Annotated in this window: 23 protein-coding genes; 10 read left to right on the top strand and 13 right to left on the bottom strand. The window is 64.2% G+C overall.

Annotation, left to right across the window (positions count from 1 at the left end):
- Nucleotides 1-118: 118 nt before the first annotated feature.
- Nucleotides 119-355 (top strand): hypothetical protein, encoded by a 237-nt coding sequence (locus MHM97_RS05640; RefSeq protein WP_239320482.1) that lies wholly within the window; start codon nucleotides 119-121, stop codon nucleotides 353-355.
- A 76-nt stretch (nucleotides 356-431) separates the two neighbouring features.
- Here MHM97_RS05640 and MHM97_RS05635 read toward each other — a convergent pair whose 3' ends face one another.
- Together MHM97_RS05635 and MHM97_RS05630 are read right to left on the bottom strand one after the other, a co-directional pair.
- Entirely contained in the window at nucleotides 432-1265 is an 834-nt protein-coding gene (locus tag MHM97_RS05635; protein WP_239320480.1) for a M48 family metallopeptidase, read from the bottom strand.
- 140 nt (nucleotides 1266-1405) lie between these two features.
- Nucleotides 1406-1738, bottom strand: a complete 333-nt coding sequence (locus MHM97_RS05630) for a DUF1801 domain-containing protein (RefSeq protein ID WP_239320478.1) — start codon at nucleotides 1736-1738, stop codon at nucleotides 1406-1408.
- A 233-nt stretch (nucleotides 1739-1971) separates the two neighbouring features.
- On the opposite strand from MHM97_RS05630, the gene MHM97_RS05625 reads away from it, so the two are divergent.
- From MHM97_RS05625 to MHM97_RS05605, 5 genes are all read left to right on the top strand, one after another.
- Nucleotides 1972-4026, top strand: a complete 2055-nt coding sequence (locus MHM97_RS05625) for a DEAD/DEAH box helicase (RefSeq protein ID WP_239320475.1) — start codon at nucleotides 1972-1974, stop codon at nucleotides 4024-4026.
- A 179-nt stretch (nucleotides 4027-4205) separates the two neighbouring features.
- Nucleotides 4206-5081: a TIGR01459 family HAD-type hydrolase gene (locus MHM97_RS05620; RefSeq protein WP_239320472.1), complete on the top strand. Its 876-nt coding sequence runs from the start codon at nucleotides 4206-4208 to the stop codon at nucleotides 5079-5081.
- Between the two features lie 210 nt (nucleotides 5082-5291).
- Nucleotides 5292-5735, top strand: a complete 444-nt coding sequence (locus MHM97_RS05615; RefSeq protein WP_239320470.1) for a MaoC family dehydratase — start codon at nucleotides 5292-5294, stop codon at nucleotides 5733-5735.
- A 521-nt stretch (nucleotides 5736-6256) separates the two neighbouring features.
- The gene (locus MHM97_RS05610) at nucleotides 6257-7189 is read left to right on the top strand and encodes a bifunctional riboflavin kinase/FAD synthetase (protein ID WP_239320468.1); all 933 of its coding nucleotides are present in this window, start codon (nucleotides 6257-6259) and stop codon (nucleotides 7187-7189) included.
- Nucleotides 7190-7199: 10 nt separating this feature from the next.
- Complete coding sequence (locus tag MHM97_RS05605; RefSeq protein ID WP_239320465.1) at nucleotides 7200-7670, top strand: YcgN family cysteine cluster protein; 471 nt, start codon at nucleotides 7200-7202, stop codon at nucleotides 7668-7670.
- A 35-nt stretch (nucleotides 7671-7705) separates the two neighbouring features.
- Here the strand turns inward: MHM97_RS05605 and MHM97_RS05600 are convergent, their stop codons facing one another.
- A complete protein-coding gene (locus MHM97_RS05600; protein WP_239320462.1) occupies nucleotides 7706-8542 on the bottom strand; it encodes an alpha/beta fold hydrolase in 837 nt (278 codons plus the stop codon).
- A complete protein-coding gene (locus tag MHM97_RS05595; protein ID WP_239320459.1) occupies nucleotides 8539-9153 on the bottom strand; it encodes a 2-hydroxychromene-2-carboxylate isomerase in 615 nt (204 codons plus the stop codon). The genes MHM97_RS05600 and MHM97_RS05595 overlap by 4 nt, the downstream gene beginning before the upstream one ends.
- Before the next feature lie 104 nt (nucleotides 9154-9257).
- On the opposite strand from MHM97_RS05595, the gene MHM97_RS05590 reads away from it, so the two are divergent.
- The 3 genes from MHM97_RS05590 to MHM97_RS05580 all read left to right on the top strand — a co-directional run bounded on the left by MHM97_RS05590 (nucleotide 9258) and on the right by MHM97_RS05580 (nucleotide 12174).
- A complete protein-coding gene (locus MHM97_RS05590; RefSeq protein WP_011539399.1) occupies nucleotides 9258-10280 on the top strand; it encodes a ribose-phosphate pyrophosphokinase in 1023 nt (340 codons plus the stop codon).
- A gap of 256 nt (nucleotides 10281-10536) precedes the next feature.
- Entirely contained in the window at nucleotides 10537-10956 is a 420-nt protein-coding gene (locus MHM97_RS05585; RefSeq protein WP_239320456.1) for a hypothetical protein, read from the top strand.
- Nucleotides 10957-11589: 633 nt separating this feature from the next.
- Complete coding sequence (locus MHM97_RS05580) at nucleotides 11590-12174, top strand: hypothetical protein (protein WP_239320453.1); 585 nt, start codon at nucleotides 11590-11592, stop codon at nucleotides 12172-12174.
- Between the two features lie 21 nt (nucleotides 12175-12195).
- On the opposite strand, the gene MHM97_RS05575 is transcribed toward MHM97_RS05580, so the two are convergent.
- From MHM97_RS05575 to MHM97_RS05535, 9 genes are all read right to left on the bottom strand, one after another.
- The gene (locus MHM97_RS05575) at nucleotides 12196-14643 is read right to left on the bottom strand and encodes a heavy metal translocating P-type ATPase (RefSeq protein ID WP_239320451.1); all 2448 of its coding nucleotides are present in this window, start codon (nucleotides 14641-14643) and stop codon (nucleotides 12196-12198) included.
- A 139-nt stretch (nucleotides 14644-14782) separates the two neighbouring features.
- Complete coding sequence (locus MHM97_RS05570; RefSeq protein ID WP_239320449.1) at nucleotides 14783-15076, bottom strand: hypothetical protein; 294 nt, start codon at nucleotides 15074-15076, stop codon at nucleotides 14783-14785.
- A gap of 240 nt (nucleotides 15077-15316) precedes the next feature.
- On the bottom strand, nucleotides 15317-15673 hold the full coding sequence (locus MHM97_RS05565) for an H-type lectin domain-containing protein (RefSeq protein WP_239320447.1): 357 nt from the start codon (nucleotides 15671-15673) through the stop codon (nucleotides 15317-15319).
- A 117-nt stretch (nucleotides 15674-15790) separates the two neighbouring features.
- Complete coding sequence (locus MHM97_RS05560; RefSeq protein ID WP_239320445.1) at nucleotides 15791-16204, bottom strand: F0F1 ATP synthase subunit epsilon; 414 nt, start codon at nucleotides 16202-16204, stop codon at nucleotides 15791-15793.
- A gap of 11 nt (nucleotides 16205-16215) precedes the next feature.
- Nucleotides 16216-17640 carry a F0F1 ATP synthase subunit beta gene (gene atpD, locus MHM97_RS05555; RefSeq protein WP_239320443.1) on the bottom strand — a complete coding sequence of 475 codons (1425 nt, stop codon included), beginning with the start codon at nucleotides 17638-17640 and terminating at the stop codon, nucleotides 16216-16218.
- A gap of 20 nt (nucleotides 17641-17660) precedes the next feature.
- The gene (locus tag MHM97_RS05550; RefSeq protein ID WP_011539411.1) at nucleotides 17661-18536 is read right to left on the bottom strand and encodes a F0F1 ATP synthase subunit gamma; all 876 of its coding nucleotides are present in this window, start codon (nucleotides 18534-18536) and stop codon (nucleotides 17661-17663) included.
- 15 nt (nucleotides 18537-18551) lie between these two features.
- Nucleotides 18552-20093, bottom strand: a complete 1542-nt coding sequence (gene atpA / locus MHM97_RS05545; protein WP_239320442.1) for a F0F1 ATP synthase subunit alpha — start codon at nucleotides 20091-20093, stop codon at nucleotides 18552-18554.
- Nucleotides 20094-20654, bottom strand: a complete 561-nt coding sequence (locus MHM97_RS05540; protein WP_126136533.1) for a F0F1 ATP synthase subunit delta — start codon at nucleotides 20652-20654, stop codon at nucleotides 20094-20096. It abuts the gene before it with no gap.
- Nucleotides 20655-21002: 348 nt separating this feature from the next.
- Nucleotides 21003-21749 carry a class I SAM-dependent methyltransferase gene (locus tag MHM97_RS05535; protein ID WP_239320441.1) on the bottom strand — a complete coding sequence of 249 codons (747 nt, stop codon included), beginning with the start codon at nucleotides 21747-21749 and terminating at the stop codon, nucleotides 21003-21005.
- A 55-nt stretch (nucleotides 21750-21804) separates the two neighbouring features.
- Here MHM97_RS05535 and gloB point away from each other — a divergent pair, with 55 nt between their 5' ends.
- Nucleotides 21805-22620: a hydroxyacylglutathione hydrolase gene (gloB, locus tag MHM97_RS05530; RefSeq protein WP_239320439.1), complete on the top strand. Its 816-nt coding sequence runs from the start codon at nucleotides 21805-21807 to the stop codon at nucleotides 22618-22620.
- Nucleotides 22621-22713 lie beyond the last annotated feature (93 nt).

The raw sequence follows: 22713 nt of genomic DNA, 5'->3' as shown, positions 1-22713 counted from the left end.
GGGGGTGTTTTTTGCTCTGCCCGCTGCTCTGATGGACCCGGCTCCACGCCTTTTGCGCCGGTTAAGAGGATCTAAAGCCCTGCTATACTACCCTGGGGGCAAGGATGGAGTATGCGTGATGAGTCGTATGTTGCTAGATAATGCCAAGCTTGTCGCCTTTGTGGCGGGGCTGGTGCTGATCCTGACGGTGGAACGCGAAACCCTGGTGCTGGTCTATCTGGCCGGCGGGTTCCTGTGGTTCATCGTCTGGCTGCTGGCCGGAGAACACACCGTGGTGGAGCGCGACAATCGCCGCGCCCATGCCCGGATGATCGACCTCGGCCCGCTCAGCGGCAAATACTCGCAACCGGATTGAGCGCGGTGGCCGCGACCCCGCGATCCCTGCGGTTCCGCCCCGTTCCGGGGCTGGTGCAGGCGCGGGCGCGGGCCTTTTACTGTGCCCGGCGCAGGTCCTGTTGCGCGTCGATCTCCGCCTTTGTGGCCAGCACCGTGGCCACGCGTTTCTCGTCCGGCGGATGGGTTCCCCAGAACGAATAACCGCCGCCGCTGCCCCGGGACGGTTCCGCCCGGGCAAAGAACTTGGCCCCCTCGACCGGGTCATAGCCTGCGGCATCGGCGATCCGGGTGCCCAGGGTGTCGCTTTCCAGCTCATAGGCCTGGCTGTAGGCGATGGAGCCCGCAGCCGCGCCAACGCCCAGCCCCAGCTCCACCGCGCCGCCGTCATAGTCCCCGGCGGCGGCCGTTGCGACCCCGGCAATGGCGCCCACCAGCAAGGCGCCCGCCAACACCTGTTGCTGTTGCTTTTCGATATGGCGCCCGATCAGGTGGCCGTATTCATGCGCCAGCACAAAGGCGACCTCGTCATCGCTGGCGGTGTCGCGGATCAAGGGCAGCGAGATGCGGATCAACGGCTGTTTGCCCTGATAGGTGAAGTAGGCGTTGCGCTCTTTCATGTCGCGGTCGATGGCAATGTCGACGTCACAGTTGAACCCGGGCCGATCCGCCGTCAACTGCTGACAGGTGCTGCGCCCGGTGCGCGCAATGCGCGGCGCGACCCGGGCAAACCGCGCCTCTGCCGCCGCCGCCGACAGGGCCGCCGGCCGGGGGGCATTGCGCGCCGCCGCGAACATCGCCCGCGCCTGATCGGCATGGGCGCCGCTGCTGTCGGGCAGTTGGTAGGTGGTGCCGCAGGCGCTGGCGAGCAAAAGCGCCCCGCCCACCACAAGACTGCGCATCGCAACGCGGGAAAACCGCAGGATTGTCATCGCCGTATCGCTCCAAACCGGACTGCTGTGTCAGGGCCGCAGATTAGCAGCCTCCGCGCCCACCACAAGGGGCCGCTGGCGCCGTCAGCCCGGCACCGTCAACCCGACACTGTCAGCCCGACACTGTCAGCCCGACACTGTCAGCCCGACACCGACAGGGCCTGGGCCAGGAAGCCGCGCGTGTCCTGCGCAGCCACATCCGCAGAAGTGCGAAATTTCAGGTGCCGGCGCGCCTTGCCCTTGCCCTGCAGCCGCCCCGCGGGGTCGTCGAATCGCGCGCCTTCGGAAAACTCCAGCGAGACATGGCCGGTATAGACAAAGATGCCGCCGATAAAGCGGTCGCTGTCCGGCTCCGGCGCAATCACAACGCCGCCGTATTTCGGCAGGTATCGCGCGTCCGGCGCAAGATCGGCAACGATCAGGCGGAGCGCGGCGTCGATCGCCTCAGCCTCCGCGACGGTCAGCGTGGTCATATCTGCTCTCCCTGCTGCGGGCCTCGTGGTTGCGGCAGCATGCGTCTGCACCCCGGCAGCGTCAAGCCGCGCGGCCCCGCCCGCGCCGCAGACAGCGCGGCCCCTGCAAGGCAGCCATGCGCCGCTGCGGTGCGACTGGCGCTATACAAACCCGCATCCTTGCGTTATACGCGCGATCTTGACCCAACGGGCGCAGGACCGCGCCCTCTTTGTGATACGAACGGATCCCCCTCTTGATACCCACCTTGCAGCAGGCGCTGGAGCGCCGTGGTTACACCTCTCTCACGCCTGTGCAGGAGGCGGTTTCAGACCCGGCGCTGGCGGGGGCGGATCTTCTGGTGTCCGCGCAGACCGGTTCGGGCAAGACGGTGGGCTTTGGCCTGGCGATCGCCCCGACCATCCTCGACGATGACGGCCAGTTCCCGCGCGCCGCAACCCCGCTGGCGCTGGTGATCGCCCCGACCCGCGAACTGGCGCTGCAGGTGAAGCGCGAGCTGAGCTGGCTCTATGCCGAGGCGGGCGCGGTGCTGGCTTCCTGCGTTGGGGGCATGGACATGCGCGACGAACGCCGCGCGCTGGAACGCGGCGCGCATATCGTGGTCGCCACGCCGGGCCGTCTGCGCGACCACATCACCCGCGGCTCCATCGACCTCAGCGGCGTCGCCGCCGTGGTGCTGGACGAGGCCGACGAGATGCTGGACCTGGGCTTTCGCGAGGATCTGGAGTTCATCCTCGAAGAAACCCCGGAAGAACGCCAGACGCTGCTGTTCTCCGCCACCGTGTCCAAGCCGATCGCCACCCTGGCACAGACCTATCAGACCGATGCGCAGCGGATCTCGACGATCGACAAATCCGAACAGCACAGCGATATTTCCTATCTCAGCCATGTGGTTGCGCCGCATGACATCGAGAATGCCATCATCAACGTGCTGCGCTATCACGAGGCCCCCAACGCCATCGTCTTTGCCAATACCCGCGCCGCGGTGAACCGGCTGCTGACACGGCTGTCCAACCGCGGATTTCAGGTGGTGGCCCTGTCCGGCGAGCTGTCGCAATCCGAACGCGCCGGCGCCCTGCAAGCGATGCGCGACGGGCGCGCCCGGATCTGTGTCGCCACCGATGTGGCGGCGCGCGGCATCGACCTGCCCAACCTCGATCTGGTGGTGCATGCCGACCTGCCGTCGAGCCACGAGACCCTGCTGCACCGGTCCGGGCGCACCGGCCGCGCGGGCCGCAAAGGCGCCAGCGCCCTGATGGTCACGCCGCGCTCCGTGCGCAAGGCCGAGCGCCTGCTGCGCGACGCCAAACTCTCGGCCGACTGGGTCGATGCGCCCTCCGCCGACGAGGTCCGCGGCCGCGATCTGGAGCGGATGCTGTCCGATACCGTCTGGACCGAAGAGGCCCCCGAAAGCCAGCAGGAGACACTGGCCAAACTGGTCGAGAGCTTCTCGCCCGAGCAGCTGGCCGCCGGCTATCTGCGGCTGTGGTCCGCCGCCCGCTCCGCCCCGGAAGAGCTGACCGATGTGGCGGCGATGGACAGCCGCAAGAAGAAAGAGGACCGCGCGCCCTTTGGCCCCTCGGTCTGGTTTGCCATCGACGGCGGCCGCGATGCCGGTGCCGATCCGCGCCGCCTGCTGCCGATGCTATGCAAGGCTGGTGGCATCGACAAATCCGCCATCGGCGCCATCCGCATCGTTGGCGATAAGAGCTATGCCGAGATTGCCGAGGACAAGGTCGAGGGCTTCATGGCGACGCTCGGCGGTGAAATGGCGCTGGATGACGGCTCCGCACTGGAGCGGCTGAACGAGGCCCCGAACCTGCCCGAGCGCAGCAAGCCTCCGTTCCGCAAGGGCGGTGGCCGTGGCGGCTTTGGCGGCGGCAAGCCGGGCTACAAGGGCGGCGATCGTGGTGACTACAAGGGCGGCGGTGACCGCAAGGGCGCAGGCGACGACAAGGGCCCGCGCAAACCCTACCGCGGGCGGGATCGCGATGACGCCCCCGACCGCCCCGTGAAACCCCGCCCCGCCAAGCCGCGCCCCGCCGGTGACAAACCCGCCTTTGACAAACCGCGTGGCGACAAGCCCCGCAGCGACAAGCCGCGCGGAGACAAGCCGAAGTTCGACAAGCCACGCAGCGACAAACCCCGGAGCGACAAGCCGAAATTCGACAAACCCAAGGGCCCGCCACCGCCCAAGGGCAAGCCGAACAGCAAGAAGAACAAGGCCCGCCGGGGTGCGGATGCGTCCAACACTTCCAAGCGCTTTACCCCGCCGGGGCGCAAGGGCTGAGGGCACCCGCCCGATCTGGAACGGAAAACAGCGTCCTCGCCCCGGGGGCGCTGTTTTGCCGTCCGGTCGACCATCCGTGACCGCCTGACAACGCGATGGGCACCGCCCGCCTGCCCCTAGCCAAACGCCGCCGCCTCTGCCATAGGAAGGGCACTCCCAACCCTGCATGAGGCCCCGCCATGAGCCAGATCATCTCCGCCCTTTCCGAGGTCTCCGACCGCTACAAGGCCCTGTTCGTGGATCTCTGGGGCTGCGTCCACAACGGCATCACCGCCTATCCCGACGCGGTTGCGGCACTGCAGGCCTATCGCAAGGCCGGCGGCGTGGTGGTGCTGGTGACCAATTCGCCCAAACCCCGCGCCGGCGTGGCCGAACAGCTGAGCCAGTTCGGCGTGCCCGATGACGCCTATGACACCATTGCCACCTCCGGCGATTCCGCCCGCGCGGCGATGTTCACCGGGGCGGTGGGCACCAAGGTCTATTTCATGGGCGAATGGCAGCGCGATGCGGGCTTTTTCGAACCGATGAAGGTGATCCACGACCCCGTCGAGATCACCCGCGTGCCCCTGAAGGAGGCCGAGGGCATCGTCTGCTGCGGCCCCTTCGACACCCTGGCCGATCCGGAGGTGAACCGGGCGGATTTCCTCTATGCCAAACAGATGGGAATGAAGCTGCTCTGCGCCAATCCCGACATCATCGTCGACCGCGGCGAGGTGCGCGAATGGTGCGCCGGGGCGCTGGCGAAACTCTACACCGACATGGGCGGCGAGAGCCTCTATTTCGGCAAGCCCCACCCGCCGATCTACGACCTGGCGCGGCGCCGCCTGAGCGAGATCGGCCATGACATCGCCGACCGCGAGATCCTGGCGATCGGCGATGGCCCGCACACGGATATCTCCGGCGGCATGGGCGAAGGCGTCGATACGCTGTTCATCACCGGCGGCCTCGCGGCCCGGGACACCCAGACCGACCGGCAGCCCGACCCGGCCGCGCTGGAGGCCTATCTGGCGCAGGAACAGGTGGCCCCCACCTACAGCATCGGCTTTCTGCGCTAACCCCCGCGCCACCGTGCCAATCGGGCCCGTCTTCTCCGTCAGGAGAGGGCGGGCCTTATGCTGTCGCCCGCCAGGGCGTCCGCCGGGATGGCTGCGCCACATGGATCCGAGGGGCGGGCTTGACTTTCTGCGACTGCGAGGTAATAAAATTACCACTGAAACACAAACGCGGTCCATTTGTTGCGCCGCCACACTCCCGGAGAGGCCAGGATGTTGGACAATTTCCCCCGCGGCACCATCTGCATCGAAGACATCGAGATGGGCATGACCCGCTACCTGCGCAAACAGATCACCGACCGCGACATCGAGTTGTTTGCCGAAGTCTCCACCGACCGCAACCCGGTGCATCTCGACGACGGCTATGCGCAGGACACCATCTTTGAAGGCCGCATCGCCCACGGCATGCTGACCGCGGGGCTGATCTCGGCGGTGATCGGCGAGCAGCTGCCCGGCCATGGCACCATCTACATGAGCCAGAACCTGAAATTCCTCGCCCCCGTGCGTCCCGGCGACCTGGTGCTGGCCGAGGTCGAGGTGACCGACATCCAGATCGACAAGCGCCGGGTGAAACTCGACTGCCGCTGCATCGTCGAGGGCCAAAAGGTTCTGGTGGGCGAGGCGATGGTGATGGCCCCCTCGCGCAAGTTCGACTGACACAAGCCAGCACGTCTGACCGCCACGGGAGCACGCCCGGACGGGGGACCGACGATGAAGCCGGGTCATTTTCATGTTCGGAGCCGGTGATCTGTCCAATTCAGGACGGGTCGCGGTACCGCTTTGGCACGGAAGGGGGACAGGCCGCGCACGGCCTGCTGATCCTGCATCTGCAACACCATCCCCTTTTTATCGGGGCCGGTCTTCCTCTGGCGCGGTGCTGCCCACAGCCGTCCCGCGCCCCCATCGTCTGATCGATCCCGGCCAGTCTAGCCCGATCAGATGAGATCCCGGTGAAACGGGCGCACGGCGACAGCGCAACGCCCCTTCAGACCGGGATCGACTGCCGCAACGATGAAGCCTCCGGCGGGGATATTTATGAGAAGTTGAAACGGAGGGGGCTGGCTCTCTCTCCCTCTCCGGCCCGTAAGCCGTGGAATTCACGCGCCTGTCGGGCGACACGGCCCGCCTCCGGCTACAGCGCCCTTGCGCCGCGTCGCGCCGGGAGCTAGGGAAGCGCCATGCGCATCATCCGGGACTATCAATTTGTCGAAGAGCAGGATCGCGGGGCCACCGTCGCGATCGGCAATTTCGATGGCGTTCACCGCGGGCATCGCTCGGTCATTGATCTGGCGCGGCAGGCCGCGCCGGAGGCGCCGCTGGGGGTGATGACCTTCGAGCCGCATCCGCGTGAATTCTTTGCCCCCGAGGCGCCGCCCTTCCGGCTGATGTCGGCGGAGGCGCGCGCGCATCGGCTGGAGAAGATCGGCGTTGAAAAGCTCTATCAGCTGAATTTCAACCACGCGCTGTCGTCGCTGACGCCTGAGGAGTTTGCCCGCAAGGTGATCTTTGAAGGTCTGGGGCTGGCGCATGTGGTGGTGGGTGCCGATTTCTGCTTTGGCAAGGGCCGCGCGGGCACTGCTGCCGATCTCCAGCGTTTTGGACAGGAGATGGGCTTTGGCGTCACCATCGCGCCTTTGATGGAATATTCCGAACACACGGTGTCCTCCACCGCGATCCGCACTGCCCTGAGCGCAGGCCGCCCGCGCGACGCCGCCGCCATGCTGGGCCATTGGCACCGCATCGAGGGCGAGGTGATCGGCGGCGAGCAGCGCGGCCGCGAGCTTGGCTTTCCCACCGCGAACCAGTCCATCGACGGGCTGCACCCGCCTGCTTTTGGCGTCTATGCGGTGCTGGTGGATGTGCTCGACGGCCCCCATAAGGGCAGCTACCACGGTGCCGCCTCCGTCGGGGTGCGGCCGATGTTTGACGGCGATCAGCCCAACATCGAGACCTATCTCTTTGATTTCAAGGGCAACCTCTATGGTGCGCATCTGTCCGTCGGGCTGGTGGACTATCTGCGCCCGGAGATGACTTTTGACGGGCTGGAGCCCTTCATCGCCCAGATGCAGGCCGATTGCGATCAGGCCCGCGCCATCCTCAAAACGCTCTGAGAGGGCCGATATGACCAATCAGATCGACCGGGACGGGCTTGCGCCCAGGTTCTGGGAACAGAAACCGCTCAAGAAACTCTCGCCGCGCGAATGGGAAGCGCTGTGTGACGGCTGCGGCAAATGCTGCCTCAACAAGCTGGAAGACGAAGACAGTGGCGAGGTGGCGCTGACGCGCGTGGCCTGCCGCCTGCTGGACGATCAGAGCTGCCAATGCGCCCATTACGAGACGCGGCACAGTTTCATCCCCGAATGCATCGTGCTGAAGCCCGAAAACCTTGATACCCACGCCTATTGGATGCCGCAGACCTGCGCCTATCGCCGTCTGTGGGAGGGCAAATCCCTGCCCGACTGGCACCCGCTGGTGACGGGCGATCCGGACAGCGTGCACCGCGCCGGGGTCTCGGTGCGCGGCATGACCGTGTCGGAATTCGACACGTCGCTGGAGGAATGGGAAGACTATATCATCGAGGAACCGGTCTAAGGGGCTGACCGGCGCAAAAGCCGATCAGCAGAGGTTTAACCCTCGGGCCAGAAAGTTCCGATCACCTCGGCCACCGCCTCGGGATGGGTCACTGGCACCATATGGCCAGCGCCCTCAATGACCGCGACCTGCGCCTCCGGCATCCGCACCGACAGCGCAGATGTCACCGCAGACATGATCGGCTGGGTCGCGCCGCCCTGCATCACCAGCACCGGCATCGGCAGCGCTTCCAGCGCGCCCGGTGCCAGCAGCCCCGCCGCGTCCTCATAGACCTGACTGTCACACTCCATCACCGCCGGAAAAGACCGCACCATCGCCGCGCGGGCGCGCTCCGGCAGATCCGGCCATTTTGGATGTCCCGTGCCCCAGGCACGGTTAAAAAGCCGCGTGGCATGGTCCACATCGCCCGCCTCATAGGAGGTCCGCACCGCCATGTGATCGGCGCGCATCTGCGCCAGGGCCGCGGGGTTGTGCGCCTGGGTCGCGGCAAACAGGACCGGCTCGATCATCACAAGGCTGCGCACCAGATCCGGGCGGGCCTGCGCCATCGCCAGCGCCACCGTGGCGCCAAAGGAATGCCCGACCAGATCGACAGGGCCGCCGACACGCGCGGCCTCCGCCTCCAGCAGGCGCTCCCCGGCCTCGGCATTGCGCTGCTGCAACAGGCCCTGCCCGTCCCAATCGGGGCTCTTGCCATGCGAGAGCATGTCAAAGGCCTCAAACCTCACCTGATCCTCGCCCAGGGCCGCCACCAGCCCCCGCAAGGCGCCGGAATGCGCCAGCGAGCAATGCACCGCCACGACGGGGCGCGGGCCGGTGCCGAAGGAGCGGTGATAGACCTGTTGCGGCAGCCCCGCGAGATCCAGGCTCACGCCCCCTGCCCCCCAAGATGCCAGTCGAGATCGTCCAGCCGGTCCTGCCCCCAGAACTTCGCCCCGTCTGCGGTCACATAAAACGGCGCGCCAAAGACACCGGCGTTGACAGCATCCTCGAGGTTCTGCGCATAGATCTCCGCGCCGGTCAGGAGACCGCTATCCGCCAGCGCGGGGTCGAAACCGGCGCTTTGCAGCAGGGATTTCACCACATCATCCTGGGCGATGTCGCGCTCCTCGGCCCAGACCGCCCGCAGGGTGCCATGGACAAGTGCGCCAAGATCCCCGCCGCCGGCCTTCTGCGCCGCGATGATGGCATAGGACGAGGGCGCCGCATTGGTTGGCCAATGCGCAGGCGCCAGGTTGAGCGGCAGGCCGCTGCGTCTGGACTGGCGCTCCAGCTCGATCAACCGGTAGTCCTGCCGCGCCGGATGGCGGTCCTTGGGTGGGGTGCCGCCGGTGCGCGCAAACAGCGTCATGATGTCAAAGGGCTTGTAGGTCACCGACGCCCCGTGGCGGCGGGCGATCTCCTCCAGACGCTGCCCGGCCAGGTAGCTGAACGGCGACAGAGTCGAGAAATAATAGTCGATTGCGGGGGCGGAGGCGGACATGGGATGAATTCCTCGTGCTTAGAACTAGGCCCGAGACTATGTGCGTGTTAAGCGGGGTTCAATATCACGAATCTGTCACATTGCTGCCTGGGGAAAAACAGCCAATGCCGACCTTGAACGAACCCAAGTTGATCTCTGGGAACGCAAACCTGCCTCTCGCCAAATCCATTTCGCGCCGCATGAGCATGCACCGGGGGGTCGATCAGGACCTGGTGAACGCTCGGGTCGAACGGTTCAACGATGGCGAGATCTTTGTCGAAGTCTACGAGAACGTGCGCGGCGAGGATATGTTCATCATCCAGCCGACCTCGAACCCGGCCAACGACAACCTGATGGAGCTGCTGATCATCGCCGACGCGCTGCGCCGCTCCTCGGCTCAGCGCATCACGGCGGTCATTCCATACTTCGGCTATGCCCGCCAGGACCGCCGCACCAAGGCGCGCACGCCGATCTCGGCCAAGATGGTCGCCAACATGCTGACCGGTGCCGGCATCGAGCGGGTGCTGACCATGGACCTGCACGCCGCGCAGATCCAGGGCTTTTTCGACATTCCGGTGGATAACCTTTATGCCAGCCCGATCTTTGCGCTGGACGTGAAGGCGCAGTTCAAGGACCAGATGGACGACCTGATGGTGGTCTCGCCCGACGTGGGCGGCGTCGCCCGCGCCCGCGAGCTGGCCAAGCGCATCAACGCGCCGCTGTCGATCGTCGACAAGCGCCGCGAAAAGGCCGGCGAGATTGCCGAGATGACCGTCATCGGCGACGTCAAGGACAAGATCTGCCTGATCGTCGATGACATCTGCGACACCGCTGGCACCCTGTGCAAGGCGGCGCAGATCCTGCTCGACAATGGCGCCAAGGAAGTGCACGCCTACATCAGCCACGGCGTCATGTCCGGCCCGGCGGTGGAGCGCGTGACAAACTCGGTGATGAAATCGCTGGTGCTGACGGATTCGATCCAGCCCACCCAGCCGATCCTCGATGCGCCCAATATCCGCATCGTACCCACCGCGCCGCTGTTCACCCAGGCGATCCTGAACATCTGGCACGGCACCTCGGTGTCCTCGCTGTTCGAGGACAAGACCCTGATCCCGATCTACGAGTCGCTCTACAACAGCCAGAGCTAAGATCCCTCAGATCTCATCAAAACACCCCGCGAGATGTCGTGGGGTGTTTTTTTATGGACGGCCGTCAAATGCACCCCGCCATACGTGCGGGTGTTCGTTGGGCGTTCTGAGGGCGGGGGTGAGCCCATACCTACAAATTTCTGCACCCAACGCAAATGTATTCAAAGCGAATAGCCGTTTGATCTCATCGGCTTGATTATTGTTCGAAGCAATAGCTAATATGCGCGACTACGGTGGTTAATCAGAGCTCCTTCACATGCGCCTCAAGTCAATTCTTTTCGTCTGCTTAGTTTCGGCGCAACCAGCACAAGCAGAAACGGTTCGGGTGCCAAAGTTGCCTGATGGTAGTGTAAACGTAGAACAAGTGATGTCTGGTTTCGAGATCGTATTCCCCATTCTTTCCTCTGGCGCGCAAGATTTTGACTTTTCGGGAAAGTTGCTTGGTGAGGACTTTGGCGGGAGTGTGCTTGGGTCTGACATTACGGGAGACTTGAGCATTGCAATCGACGCGCCGACACTCTCTGAGCACGCTAATTTTCTGATAGCTGTATTGGCAACAGATGCGATTTGTGCGCGCAACGGGCTTCGGCCTGGGACTGTGCTTTGGAGAGAAACAAAAAAACGAAAGGGCAACAGCTGGGAGGCTTCGACGTCCTGCTCGCCTTCGAACGAATAGGTTCATTCGAACCGCTTTACTCGTGATTTTCGGACATTGAGGGGCCATCGATGAACGGCAAGTTTGTCCGCACAGCTGACGGTGAGCTGAGTGCGAGCCTGTTGGCAACGCCTATTTCCGCATTGAGGTGATCCTTCTGCCGCATATGCCGGACCGGTTTGGTATTCTCCCGGAAAAACCCAATTGGGCCGCATGATGCCCCCCCTCCAAACACGGCACGCACACGCCACAACATCGCGCAGAACGCGGTTAGGTGCGCCCACAACGCCTGACAGGGTCTTCCCCCCCCTCACGAAAGCTGCCCCATGAGACCAGTCGTCCTCCTGCGCCTTGCCGCCCTGGTCTTCGCCACCCTGACCTGCGTGGTGCTGGGCGACGCCGCCGGCAAGCCGCTGACCGCAAGGAGGTCGAACCGGTGGTGGTGGCCTGGTCGCGTTTCCTGATTGCGGCGCTGGCGCTGCTGCCGTTCAGCGGATTTGCGTATAATTGTCGATAAAATACCCGTCTTCGGCGTCGGCCCATGCCTCCGGCTCTGCCAGCAGTTGTCAGACCCGCCCTCACATGCTGTTCTCTAGATGCATGAGGCGGCGGTGTAACGCGCGACCGCACAGTTTCAGATCGAGGAGATCCCTGATGATGCTCGGACACCGGTTTCTTTGCCTCGCCGGCCTCTCTTGTGGCGCCTCTGGCGCCCTGCCTGCCCGATTTGTCCTGTCTCTCGTGGCCAGCCTCGCCGGAGTGTCGAGCGCGGCGGCCGAAGAGCAGCACTTTGCCGCCTATATCACCGGATACGGGTTCTGGGACAACACGCCACCGGGCACGGCCGTCATCTCGCACCCGGTCAAGCACCGGCGCGCGGGCGGCACTGGCACCCATGACGATCCGATCACCCTGGCGGTGGGGCATGCGCTCCATGGGCCGCACGAGACCCTCGATTTTCCGCCCGGCACGATGCTCTACCTGCCCCGGCTCAGGAAATACGCGGTGGTCGAAGACACCTGCGGCGATGGCCCCCGGCCTCAGGACGGCCCCTGTCACACCGGCGCCCGCGGCCATATTTGGCTCGACCTCTATGTCGGGGGGCAGACCGTCACCCCCGCCCAGGCCGAGCAGTGTCAGTACAGGATCACCGCGGTGCAGATGGTGTACCTGAACCCGGCGCCGCATTACGAGGTTCACCCCGGCGAGGTGATCGGCTCCGGCTGTGCGGTGTTCTAGGGGCGGGCCCCAGTCCCTGACCTATCCCGCCCGCCGCAGCCGCAGCGCATTGGTCAGCACCGACACCGACGACAGCGCCATCGCCCCGGCGGCGAACACGGGCGAGAGCAATATGCCGAACGCCGGATAGAGCGCGCCCGCCGCCAGCGGGATCAGCGCGGCGTTGTAGACAAAGGCCCAGCCGAGGTTCTGGCGGATGTTCACCAGCGTCCTGTGCGAGATATTGATCGCCGTCACCACGCCGCCGAGATCACCCGACATCAGCACCACATCGCCGGCCTCGATCGCCACATCGGTACCGGTGCCAATGGCGATCCCCACATCCGCCTGCGCCAGGGCCGGTGCGTCGTTGATGCCATCGCCGACAAAGCCCAGCTTACGCCCACGCGAGGCAAGATCCTTGAGCGCGACCACTTTGCCCTCGGGCGCGACCCCTGCGACCACATGGGAGATGCCCAGATCGCGGGCAATCGCCTCTGCCGTGGCCGGAGCATCGCCCGAGATCATCGCCACATCCTTGCCCATCGCCCGCAGCGCTTTGATGGCTGCGGCACTGGTCGGTTTGATCGGGTCTGCCACCGCCAGCAGCGCCGCAAGCTGGCCGTCGATGGCGGTGTAGAGCACACTTTCCCCCCGGTTGGCGCGCTCAAGCGCCTCTGCCGCCAGCGCATCGACGCTGATGCCCGCCTCGGACATCAATCGCGCGCTGCCGATATGGATCTCGCGCCCGGCCACCTTCGCGGTGACACCGCGGGCGGTGTGGCTCTGGAAATCACTGACCTCCGCGAGGGTCAGACCCTCGTCCTGCGCGGCTGTCACCAGCGCGCGGGCGATGGGATGCTCGGAGCGTGCCTCCACTGCGGCCACCGCACCCAATACCTCGGCGCGGTCAAACCCTGCGGTCGGGTGCAGCGCCACCAGCGACGGGCGACCCTCGGTCAGGGTGCCGGTCTTGTCAAAGGCGATGATATCGACCTCGTTGAGGGATTGCAGCGCGTCGCCCTTGCGAAACAGCACGCCAAGCTCTGCCGCGCGGCCCGTGCCCACCATGATCGAGGTCGGCGTTGCCAGCCCCATGGCGCAGGGACAGGCGATGATCAGTACCGACACCCCGGCCACCAGGGCGTTGGTCAATGTGGGCTCCGGCCCCACCATCAGCCACACCGCCACCGTCAGCAGCGCCAGCCCCATCACCACCGGCACAAAGCGCAGGGTGACCTTATCCACGAGGCTCTGGATCGGCAGTTTGGCGCCCTGGGCGTCCTCCACCATGCGGATGATCTGCGCCAGCGTGGTCTCGGCCCCGGTGCGGGTCACGCTGACGGTAAGACTGCCCTCGCCGTTTACAGTCCCGCCGGTGACCGCAGCGCCTGCGGATTTTTCCACCGGGATCGGCTCGCCCGAAATCATGCTCTCATCCACATGGGCGCTGCCCTCCAGCACCTCGCCATCGGTGGGGATGCGTTCGCCGGGACGCACAAGGATGCGATCACCGGGCACAAGATCATCCACGTCCACATCCTCGGGCTGGCCATCCTTGGTCAGTCGCCGCGCATGGCGGACCTGCAAGCCCACCAGCGCCTGAATGGCGGCCCCCGTGCGGCCCTTGGCGCGAGCCTCCAGCCAACGGCCGATCAGGATCAGGGTCACAATCATCGCCGCCGCCTCGAAATAGACGGCGCGCACATCGGCGGGCAGCAGCGCCGGGACAAAAGTCGCCACCAGAGAGTAGATCCACGCGGCCCCTGCCCCCAGCGCCACGAGGCTGTTCATATCCGGCGCGCCCTTGCGCAAGGCGGGCAGACCCAGCGCGAAAAAGGCCCGCCCGGGAAGGAACAGCACCGCCGTGGTCAGCACGGCCTGGACCCCCCATGAGGTCTTCATGCCGATGGTCTGCGCGATCCAGTGATGTACCGCCGGGACCATGTGGCTACCCATTTCCAACAGAAACACCGGCAGGGTCAGCATGGCGGCGATCCAGACCTGACGACGCAGATCGCGCGCCTCACGGTGCTTGCGGGCGCCGCGGTCCTCACTGTCGCGTGCCTCTGCCGGGCGGGCCCGATAGCCCGCTTCGGTGCTGGCTGCCGCCACCTGCGACGGCGTCACCACCCCTTGCAGGATCTCCACCTGCGCGCTCTCGGCGGCGAGGTTCACATTGGCCGAGACCACACCGGGCAGCGCCTTGATGGCACGCTCCACCCGGCCCACACAGCCCCCGCAGGTCATGCCTGCGATGGACAGTTGCACAGTCTGGTGCCGCGCCGGTTTGCCCAGATCGCGCAGGGCGCTGTCGGCCTGCTCCAGCGCCTCGGCGGTGTTGGCGGTGATCTGCGCGGTCTCATTGGCGAGGTTCACCGAGACATCGCTGAGCCCCGGCAGTGCAGCCAGGGTGCGGTCGACACGCCCCACGCATCCAGCGCAGGTCATCCCCTCGATCGAGAGGCGGGCGGTGATCGGTTGGGTCATGGAACGACTCCGTTATTGCCTGTTGTGTTCCATGTAGGGGTTCCAGTCACTGGAGGCTCAAGGGGCGATGTGAGTTTTTTTGCCGCGAACGAGGAACAGGCCACCGGACGCAATGATTGCCCCGGCTACCGTGCTCAGTTCAGGCATAGCGCGTGAGATACCAACTGTCGTCCGCCGGGACCGGGAGAACATAGGTCTGCATCCGATCCTCAACCTGCAACTGAAGGTGCAATTCCTTGCCGCCCGCCTCGGCACTGTCATAGACCGCAAAATCATCGCCGCATGTCACCAGATAGGAGAAAATCTTCTGTTGCGTCAGAGGCGTGCCGTTTGTGTCAGGCTCGATCGGGTGCAGGATCTGGTCTGCGTCCACATCGTCCGGGATAGACTTGAACCGGATCTTATCGCCTTGGGACAGTTTGGCAGGCGTCATCAGCCTTTCCTTGCGAAATAGCCAGTAAAGCCCCCCCAAGGCGACAACCCAATAAAAAAGCGACACCAGTAGGCGCGCCACATAGGCGCTCCCATAGGCCGCGGCAACGCCACTCAGCAGCAGCCACAAGCAAAAAGGCCCAGCGGCATAAGCCCCAAAGAGAATAACCGTGAACCGTTTGGTCTTAGAAAAATGCCACTGCCAGAATGTCAGCGGTTGTCGTGTCGCCACAGCGGCCCCCTACTCCACGTCCCAGTCATCCTCAAACGGCATATCGCCGATGGCCATCCAGGCGGCGCGGACGCGGGCGACGCGGCTGTCGGACCAGGTGCGAAAGACCACGTCGAACCCTTCGGCGGAGATCTCTTCGGCCACCAGTTCGGCACGATAGGCGGCGGCGTGGTCCATGTCCATCAGCGAGGCGGTCAGGTGGATGGCCGGCGGGGCCGCAAAGGCCTCGTCAAAGCGCAGGTGAAGGCGGCGTTCCCGCTCCCCCTCGCCTGTCCACATGGTGCCGCCCGAGTCGAACTCGGAAAACACCTCGACATCGCCCTGAACGATGCTGGTACGGGGATTTCGCAGTCGGGTGGTGCGCAAGGCGACCTCTGGTTTCAGATCCTCAACAGGTGAAGAGTATCACCCAGGCCTTACCAAAAAGAAACCGGCCCGCAGCATGCAGGCCGGTTTCATGTCTGTTGAGGTCTGACAGTGGTGTCAGAGGCTCATGTGGGTCCCGAGCGCTTCCATGTCTGCAAGCAGCTTGGCCGCGTCTTCCACCAGACCGTGTTCGGAATCGTCTTCCTTGGCGGTCTTGTACATGGCGCGGGCTTCCTCGATGAGCTCGTCCATATGGGCGCGGGTCATCTCGTCCATCGGAATTGCCCGTTCCGCGAGGACCGACAGGCCCTCTTCGGTGATCTGGGCAAAACCGCCGGTGACGAGATACTCCGACGCGCCGTCCGGTGCGTCGACCTTCAGGATGCCCGGGCGCAGAGTGGTGAGCGTCGGCGCGTGCAAGGGCATCGCCGTCATGTCACCCTCGGAGCCGGGGATCTGGACCGCGCGGGCCTGAAGCGAAGCAAGGCTCCGCTCCGGGCTCACGAGGTCGAATTGCATCGTATCAGCCATGAGGCCCCTCCTTAGGCCGCGTCAGCAGCCATTTTTTCGGCTTTTGCGATCACTTCGTCGATGCCGCCAACCATGTAGAAGGCGCCTTCGGGCAGGTGATCGTATTCGCCGGCCACAACGGCTTTGAACGACGCGATGGTGTCCTCGAGGGAAACCTGCACACCGTCGGACCCGGTGAAGACCTTTGCAACGTCGAACGGCTGCGACAGGAAACGCTGGATCTTACGCGCACGCGCAACGGTCAGCTTGTCCTCTTCGGAGAGTTCGTCCATGCCGAGGATCGCGATGATGTCCTGCAGCGACTTGTAGCGCTGGAGGATCTGCTGAACGTCGGAGGCCACTTTGTAGTGCTCTTCGCCAACGATCTGCGGGTCCATCAGGCGCGACGAGGAGTCGAGCGGGTCCACAGCGGGGTAGATGCCAAGCTCGGAGATCGCACGGTTGAGAACGGTGGTCGCGTCCAAGTGGGCAAAGGTTGTTGCAGGTGCCGGGTCGGTAAGGTCGTCCGCGGGAACATACACAGCCTGGATCGAGGTGATCGAGCCGTTCTTGGTGGAGGTAATACGCTCCTGCATCGCACCCATGTCGGTCGCCAGCGTCGGCTGGTAGCCCACAGCGGAGGGGATACGGCCCAGAAGTGCGGACACCTCGGAACCCGCTTGGGTAAAGCGGAAGATGTTGTCCACGAAGAACAGAACGTCGGTACCGGACTGGTCACGGAACTGCTCGGCGAGGGTCAGACCGGTCAGAGCAACGCGGGCACGCGCACCCGGAGGCTCGTTCATCTGGCCGTAAACCAGAGCAACCTGCGACTCTTCGAGGTTGTCGGGCTTAATCACGTTGGATTCGATCATCTCGTGGTAAAGGTCGTTGCCCTCACGGGTCCGCTCACCAACACCCGCGAACACGGAGTAGCCCGAGTGCACTTTTGCGATGTTGTTGATCAGTTCCATGATGAGAACGGTTTTGCCAACGCCGGCACCGCCGAACAGGCCGATCTTACCACCCTTCGCATAAGGCGCGAGCAGGTCGATCACCTTGATGCCGGTTTCCAGCACTTCGGATTCGGTGGATTGTTCGTTGAACTCGGGCGCAGGCTGGTGGATCGCGCGGGTCTCTTTCGCGTTGATCGGCTCACCTTCGTCCACGGGCTCACCCACAACGTTCAGGATGCGGCCCAGGGTTGCGTTACCGACCGGGATGGTGATCGGCGCACCGGTGTCGGTGACTTCCTGACCACGAACGAGACCTTCGGTCGCGTCCATCGCGATGGTACGGACAGAGTTCTCGCCGAGGTGCTGAGCAACCTCGAGAACCAGCGTCTTGCCATTGTTGTCGGTGGTGAGGGAGTTCAGGATCGCCGGCAGCTCGCCGTCGAACTGGACGTCCACAACGGCGCCGATGATCTGGGTCACCTTGCCTTTTGCATTTGCCATGTTTCGTCTCCGGTTGTCTCTTAGAGCGCCTCGGCGCCCGAAATGATTTCAATCAGCTCGTTGGTGATGACGGCCTGACGCGAGCGGTTGTACTCGATGGTCAGCTTGTCGATCATTTCGCCCGCGTTCCGCGTGGCGTTGTCCATCGCGCTCATCCGGGCCCCCTGTTCGGACGCCCCGTTCTCCAGCAGACCCGCAAAGATCTGGGTGGCGACGCCGCGCGGCAGAAGATCCGCAAGGATCGCCTCTTCGCTGGGCTCGTAATCCACCACACCGGAGGTCGCCTCGGCGCCCTCGGCATCGAATTCCGCAGGGATGATCTGCTGAGCAGTCGGGATCTGGGTCACGACGTTCTGGAACTTCGAGTAGAAGATCGTGGCAACGTCGAACTCGCCCGCGTCAAAGCGTGCAAGGATGTCCTTGGCGATGCCCTGCGCGTCGACATAGCCCACGCGCTTGACTTCGGTCAGGTCCACGTGGCCGACGAAGAGATCGCCGAATTCACGTTTCAGGACATCACGGCCCTTCTTGCCCACGGTGAGGATCTTGACGGTCTTGCCCGCGGCCTGAAGGTCGAGAACCTTCTGACGCGCCAGCTTGGCGATATTGGCGTTGAAGCCACCGCACAGGCCGCGCTCGGCGGTCATGACCACCAGGAGCTGAACCTGATCGGAGCCCGTCCCCGCGAGGAGCTTGGGCGCGGTATCGCTTTGACCGACAGAAGCTGCCAGCCCCGCCATCACGGCATTGAACCGCTCGGCATAGGGGCGTGCATCCTCAGCCGCTTCCTGGGCGCGGCGAAGTTTCGCCGCCGCGACCATCTGCATGGCTTTGGTGATCTTGCGAGTGTTTTTCACACTCGAGATCCGGTTTTTTAGGTCCTTGAGAGAAGGCATGTGCTGTCTCTCTCCTTACGCGAAGTCTGCGGCGAATTCGTCCAGAACAGCCTTCATCTTCTCGACCGGTTCACCCTTCTTGAACTTGGGATCCTCGTCGGTGATCCACTGCAGGAAGTCGGCCTTCTTGGAGCGCAGGAAGGTCAGAAGCTCGGCTTCGAAACGACCCACGTCCTTGACGTCGACGTTGTCGAGGTAGCCGTTGGTGCCCGCGAAGATGATGCAGACGATTTCAGAGTTGGTGAGCGGCGAGTACTGCGGCTGTTTCATCAGCTCAGTGAGACGCGCGCCACGGGCCAGCAGCTGCTGGGTTGCGGCGTCGAGGTCGGAACCGAACTGCGCAAAGGCTGCCATCTCGCGATACTGGGCGAGGGACAGTTTCACAGGGCCCGCAACGGAGGACATCGCATCGGTCTGTGCCGAGGAGCCCACACGAGACACCGACAGACCGGTGTTCACGGCGGGGCGGATGCCCTGGTAGAACAGTTCGGTCTCGAGGAAGATCTGACCGTCGGTGATCGAGATCACGTTGGTCGGAATAAACGCGGACACGTCGCCGCCCTGGGTTTCGATGATCGGCAGCGCGGTCAGCGAGCCTGCACCGAAGTCCTCGTTCAGCTTTGCCGAACGCTCCAGCAGACGGGAGTGGAGGTAGAAAACGTCACCCGGATAGGCTTCGCGGCCCGGCGGGCGGCGCAGCAGCAGGGACATCTGACGGTAAGCAACGGCTTGCTTGGAGAGGTCATCATAGATGATGAGCGCGTGCTTGCCGCTGTCGCGGAAGTATTCGGCCATCGCGGTTGCTGCGTAGGGCGCGAGGAACTGCATCGGCGCCGGGTCGGACGCGGTCGCGGCCACAACGATGGAGTATGCCATCGCGCCGGACTCTTCGAGCTTTTTCACCAGCTGCGCCACGGTGGAGCGCTTCTGACCAACCGCAACATAGACGCAGTAGAGCTTCTTGCTCTCGTCGTCGCCTGCCGCTTCGTTGTAGGATTTCTGGTTCAGGATGGTGTCCAGAGCGATCGCGGTCTTCCCGGTCTGACGGTCACCAATGATCAGCTCACGCTGGCCACGGCCAACGGGGATCATCGCGTCCACGGACTTGAGGCCGGTTGCCATCGGCTCGTGCACGGATTTACGCGGGATGATGCCCGGCGCCTTGACGTCTGCAACCTTGCGCTCTTTGGCTTCGATCGGACCTTTGCCGTCCAGCGGGTTGCCGAGGCCGTCGACAACGCGACCCAGCAGCTCGGGACCAGCAGGCACGTCCACGATGGAGTTGGTGCGCTTGACGGTGTCGCCTTCTTTAATGTCGCGGTCGGAGCCGAAGATCACCACACCGACGTTGTCGGATTCGAGGTTCAGCGCCATGCCCATGATGCCGCCGGGGAACTCGACCATTTCGCCCGCCTGGACGTTGTCGAGGCCGTAGACACGGGCGATACCGTCACCGACGGAGAGAACGCGGCCGATCTCGGCCACTTCGGCTTCTTGACCAAAATTCTTGATCTGGTCTTTAAGGATCGCGGAAATTTCCGCAGCTTGGATACCCATTTATCCGACCTCTTTCATTGCATTCTGTAGGGAGTTGAGCTTGGAGCGGATCGAGCTGTCGATCATCTTCGAGCCCACTTTAACGACGAGACCGCCGATGATGCTGGCATCGACGGTGGCATTGATGGTGACCTTCTTGCCCACGCGCTCGGCGAGGGTCTTGGCCAGTTTTTCGCTCTGGGTCTTGGTCAGCGCCTTGGCGGACACCACGTCGGCGGTGACTTCGCCGCGGGCCTCGGCCAGACGGGCGCGCAGGGCGTCGATCAGGGCGGGAACCACAAACAGGCGGCGTTTGGCCGCCATCAGCGCGAGGGTGTTGCGCAGCACCTCGGCAAGCCCCATCTTGTCTGCCACGGCAGAGATGGCGGCGGCCTGCTCGTCACGCGACACCAGAGGCGAGGTGATGAGAGTGCGCAGGTCTTCGCTGTCAGCCAAAGCGGCTGCCAGATCATTGATGCTTGTCTCGAGAGTATCGAGAGCATTGCTCTCGGCAGCGATGTCAAAGATCGCTGTGGCATAGCGGTCGGCAATGCCTGCGGAAATCGAAGCTGGTTCGGACACGTCCACCCTTCCGATATTATTTTGGCCCCGGTTTCTATGCGTCCTGGCAGGTAGCATCCGGGGGCGTGAGGTCGCCCGATTTTGGCCGGGCATCGAAATCAGCGTGGATGTAGCAGAGCCTTTGCGACCTAGCAACTCCCTCTGTCCGCAGGCCGAAAAACCGATTTCGCGATTTTTCAATGACTTAACAAAACCGTGACGCTTTGTGGCAGGGTCAGGTGTAAAAAAATTGCGGCATGGAACAACAGGAATGCGATTCCGCAGGGGGAATTTGCCCCGATGCAGCACACAACCGCATGCGAAGGTACACAATGTCGAATCTAGGCCCGGTCCTGTCGTGTCCGGTCTTCAGGCCGGTTCGGCGGTCGGATTGGACAGCCCTTCCAGCACCCGGATCGGATTGGCGCGGCGGGTCTTGATCATGTGGCCCTTCTGCGGGTGGGTCTGTTTGGAGACCTCGACCAGGAACACCCCCGCCGCCATCATCGCCGGCAGACGGTGGCCCATGCGCTCGATCATGGCGCCGGACTTGAGCCAGAAGCGGCGCTGGCTTGGTGGGCGGTAGAGCGCGGCGGCATGCTGCTCGATGGCGAATTGATGCCCCCGCAGCTGGTTTTCCACCTGGGTCAGCGTATAGGGCCGGCCATAGCCAAACGGCGTCGCATCGGAGCGCGCCCAGAAGCCGCCGCGGTTGGGCACGATGAAGATCGCCCTGCCCCCCGGCCCCAGCACCCGCCAGCATTCGTCCAGCAGATCGGAGGGGCGTTCGGAGGTTTCCAGCCCGTGCAACACCACCAGCCGGTCCACCCGACCGGTTTCCACCGGCCAGGATGTCTCCTCGCACAGGACCGAGACATTGGGCAGGCCGGCGGGCCATTGCATCACCCCCTGCGGCCCCGGCATCAGCGCCATGATCCGCCGCGCTTCCGGCAGATAGGGCCGCAACAGCGGCGCGGCAAAGCCAAACCCCGCCACCGTCTCGCCGGTGGCATCGGGCCACATCCGCAGCAATTGGCCCCGCACCGCCGTCTGGGCGGCACGGCCCAGCGTGCTGCGGTAGTAGAAATTCCTCAGATCCTGCACATCCAGATGCATTGCAGACGCCCACTGCTTCGGTCACTCTGGGCGCAGTCTAGCAATGTGAAAGCGAATGACCATGCCCGATCAGACCTCCACCCGCACCACCCGCGAAAATGGCCTCGAAATCGTCACGGTTCCCTGTCTGGCCGACAATTATGCCTATCTGGTCAAGGGCCCCGACGGGGTGGCGGTGATCGACGCGCCGGAGGCCGGACCGATCCTCGCGGCGCTGGAGGCGCGGGACTGGACCCCGGGGGTCCTCATGATCACCCATCACCACCCCGACCACGTGGGCGGCATCCGGCAGATCCGCGAGAAATACGGCTGCCCGGTCATGGGCCCAAAGGCAGAGGCCGACAAGATCGCCGCACAGGGCGAGGCGCTGGATATCGAACTCGATCCCGGTTTTGAGGGCGGCAGCGGCGCGGGGCGCTGTCAGGTGATCGCGGTGCCCGGCCATACGCTGGGCCATATCGCCTTTTACTACCCGGAGGGCGGCGCGCTGTTCACCGCCGACAGCCTGATGGCACTGGGATGCGGGCGCCTGTTCGAAGGCACGCCCGCGATGATGTGGCAGAGCCTGAGCACGCTGGCCGCCCTGCCCGATGACACGCTGGTGTACTCCGGCCATGAATATACACAGTCCAATGCCGCCTTCGCGCTCAGCATCGACCCGAACAATGTCGCCCTTCGACAGCGGGCCGAAGAGATCACGCAAACGCGCGCAAAAAATGACCCCACCGTGCCGGCCCGGCTGGGGCTGGAGAAAGCCACCAACCCGTTTCTGCGCGCCGGCGCTGCGGATCTGAAGAAAACCCTTGGCCTGGAGGGGGTTGAAGACGCCGAGGTCTTTGCCCATATCCGGTCGGCAAAGGACAGGTTCTGAGCCCGAAACGGGCCCGCATCCGCAATTTTGCGTAAGATATGTGAGCACAATAACATGTTTTGTGACCACAATCGCACAAAAAGCCCTTGAAGC

This window comes from Epibacterium sp. Ofav1-8 (assembly GCF_022348185.1).
Classification (GTDB): Bacteria; Pseudomonadota; Alphaproteobacteria; order Rhodobacterales; family Rhodobacteraceae; genus Epibacterium.
Note: the sequence above shows the minus strand (reverse complement) of the source record. Positions and strands in the feature narration are given on the sequence as shown.

Excerpts from the sequence above, each read along its gene's own strand:
- MHM97_RS05640 (WP_239320482.1), top strand. The coding sequence starts at position 119 with ATGAGTCGTATGTTGCTAGATAATGCCAAGCTTGTCGCCTTTGTGGCG.
- MHM97_RS05635 (WP_239320480.1), bottom strand. The coding sequence starts at position 1,265 with ATGACAATCCTGCGGTTTTCCCGCGTTGCGATGCGCAGTCTTGTGGTG.
- MHM97_RS05630 (WP_239320478.1), bottom strand. The coding sequence starts at position 1,738 with ATGACCACGCTGACCGTCGCGGAGGCTGAGGCGATCGACGCCGCGCTC.
- MHM97_RS05620 (WP_239320472.1), top strand. The coding sequence starts at position 4,206 with ATGAGCCAGATCATCTCCGCCCTTTCCGAGGTCTCCGACCGCTACAAG.
- MHM97_RS05615 (WP_239320470.1), top strand. The coding sequence starts at position 5,292 with ATGTTGGACAATTTCCCCCGCGGCACCATCTGCATCGAAGACATCGAG.
- MHM97_RS05610 (WP_239320468.1), top strand. The coding sequence starts at position 6,257 with ATGCGCATCATCCGGGACTATCAATTTGTCGAAGAGCAGGATCGCGGG.
- MHM97_RS05605 (WP_239320465.1), top strand. The coding sequence starts at position 7,200 with ATGACCAATCAGATCGACCGGGACGGGCTTGCGCCCAGGTTCTGGGAA.
- MHM97_RS05595 (WP_239320459.1), bottom strand. The coding sequence starts at position 9,153 with ATGTCCGCCTCCGCCCCCGCAATCGACTATTATTTCTCGACTCTGTCG.
- MHM97_RS05590 (WP_011539399.1), top strand. The coding sequence starts at position 9,258 with ATGCCGACCTTGAACGAACCCAAGTTGATCTCTGGGAACGCAAACCTG.
- MHM97_RS05585 (WP_239320456.1), top strand. The coding sequence starts at position 10,537 with ATGCGCCTCAAGTCAATTCTTTTCGTCTGCTTAGTTTCGGCGCAACCA.
- MHM97_RS05580 (WP_239320453.1), top strand. The coding sequence starts at position 11,590 with ATGATGCTCGGACACCGGTTTCTTTGCCTCGCCGGCCTCTCTTGTGGC.
- MHM97_RS05575 (WP_239320451.1), bottom strand. The coding sequence starts at position 14,643 with ATGACCCAACCGATCACCGCCCGCCTCTCGATCGAGGGGATGACCTGC.
- MHM97_RS05570 (WP_239320449.1), bottom strand. The coding sequence starts at position 15,076 with ATGACGCCTGCCAAACTGTCCCAAGGCGATAAGATCCGGTTCAAGTCT.
- MHM97_RS05560 (WP_239320445.1), bottom strand. The coding sequence starts at position 16,204 with ATGGCTGATACGATGCAATTCGACCTCGTGAGCCCGGAGCGGAGCCTT.
- atpD (WP_239320443.1), bottom strand. The coding sequence starts at position 17,640 with ATGGCAAATGCAAAAGGCAAGGTGACCCAGATCATCGGCGCCGTTGTG.
- MHM97_RS05550 (WP_011539411.1), bottom strand. The coding sequence starts at position 18,536 with ATGCCTTCTCTCAAGGACCTAAAAAACCGGATCTCGAGTGTGAAAAAC.
- atpA (WP_239320442.1), bottom strand. The coding sequence starts at position 20,093 with ATGGGTATCCAAGCTGCGGAAATTTCCGCGATCCTTAAAGACCAGATC.
- MHM97_RS05535 (WP_239320441.1), bottom strand. The coding sequence starts at position 21,749 with ATGCATCTGGATGTGCAGGATCTGAGGAATTTCTACTACCGCAGCACG.
- gloB (WP_239320439.1), top strand. The coding sequence starts at position 21,805 with ATGACCATGCCCGATCAGACCTCCACCCGCACCACCCGCGAAAATGGC.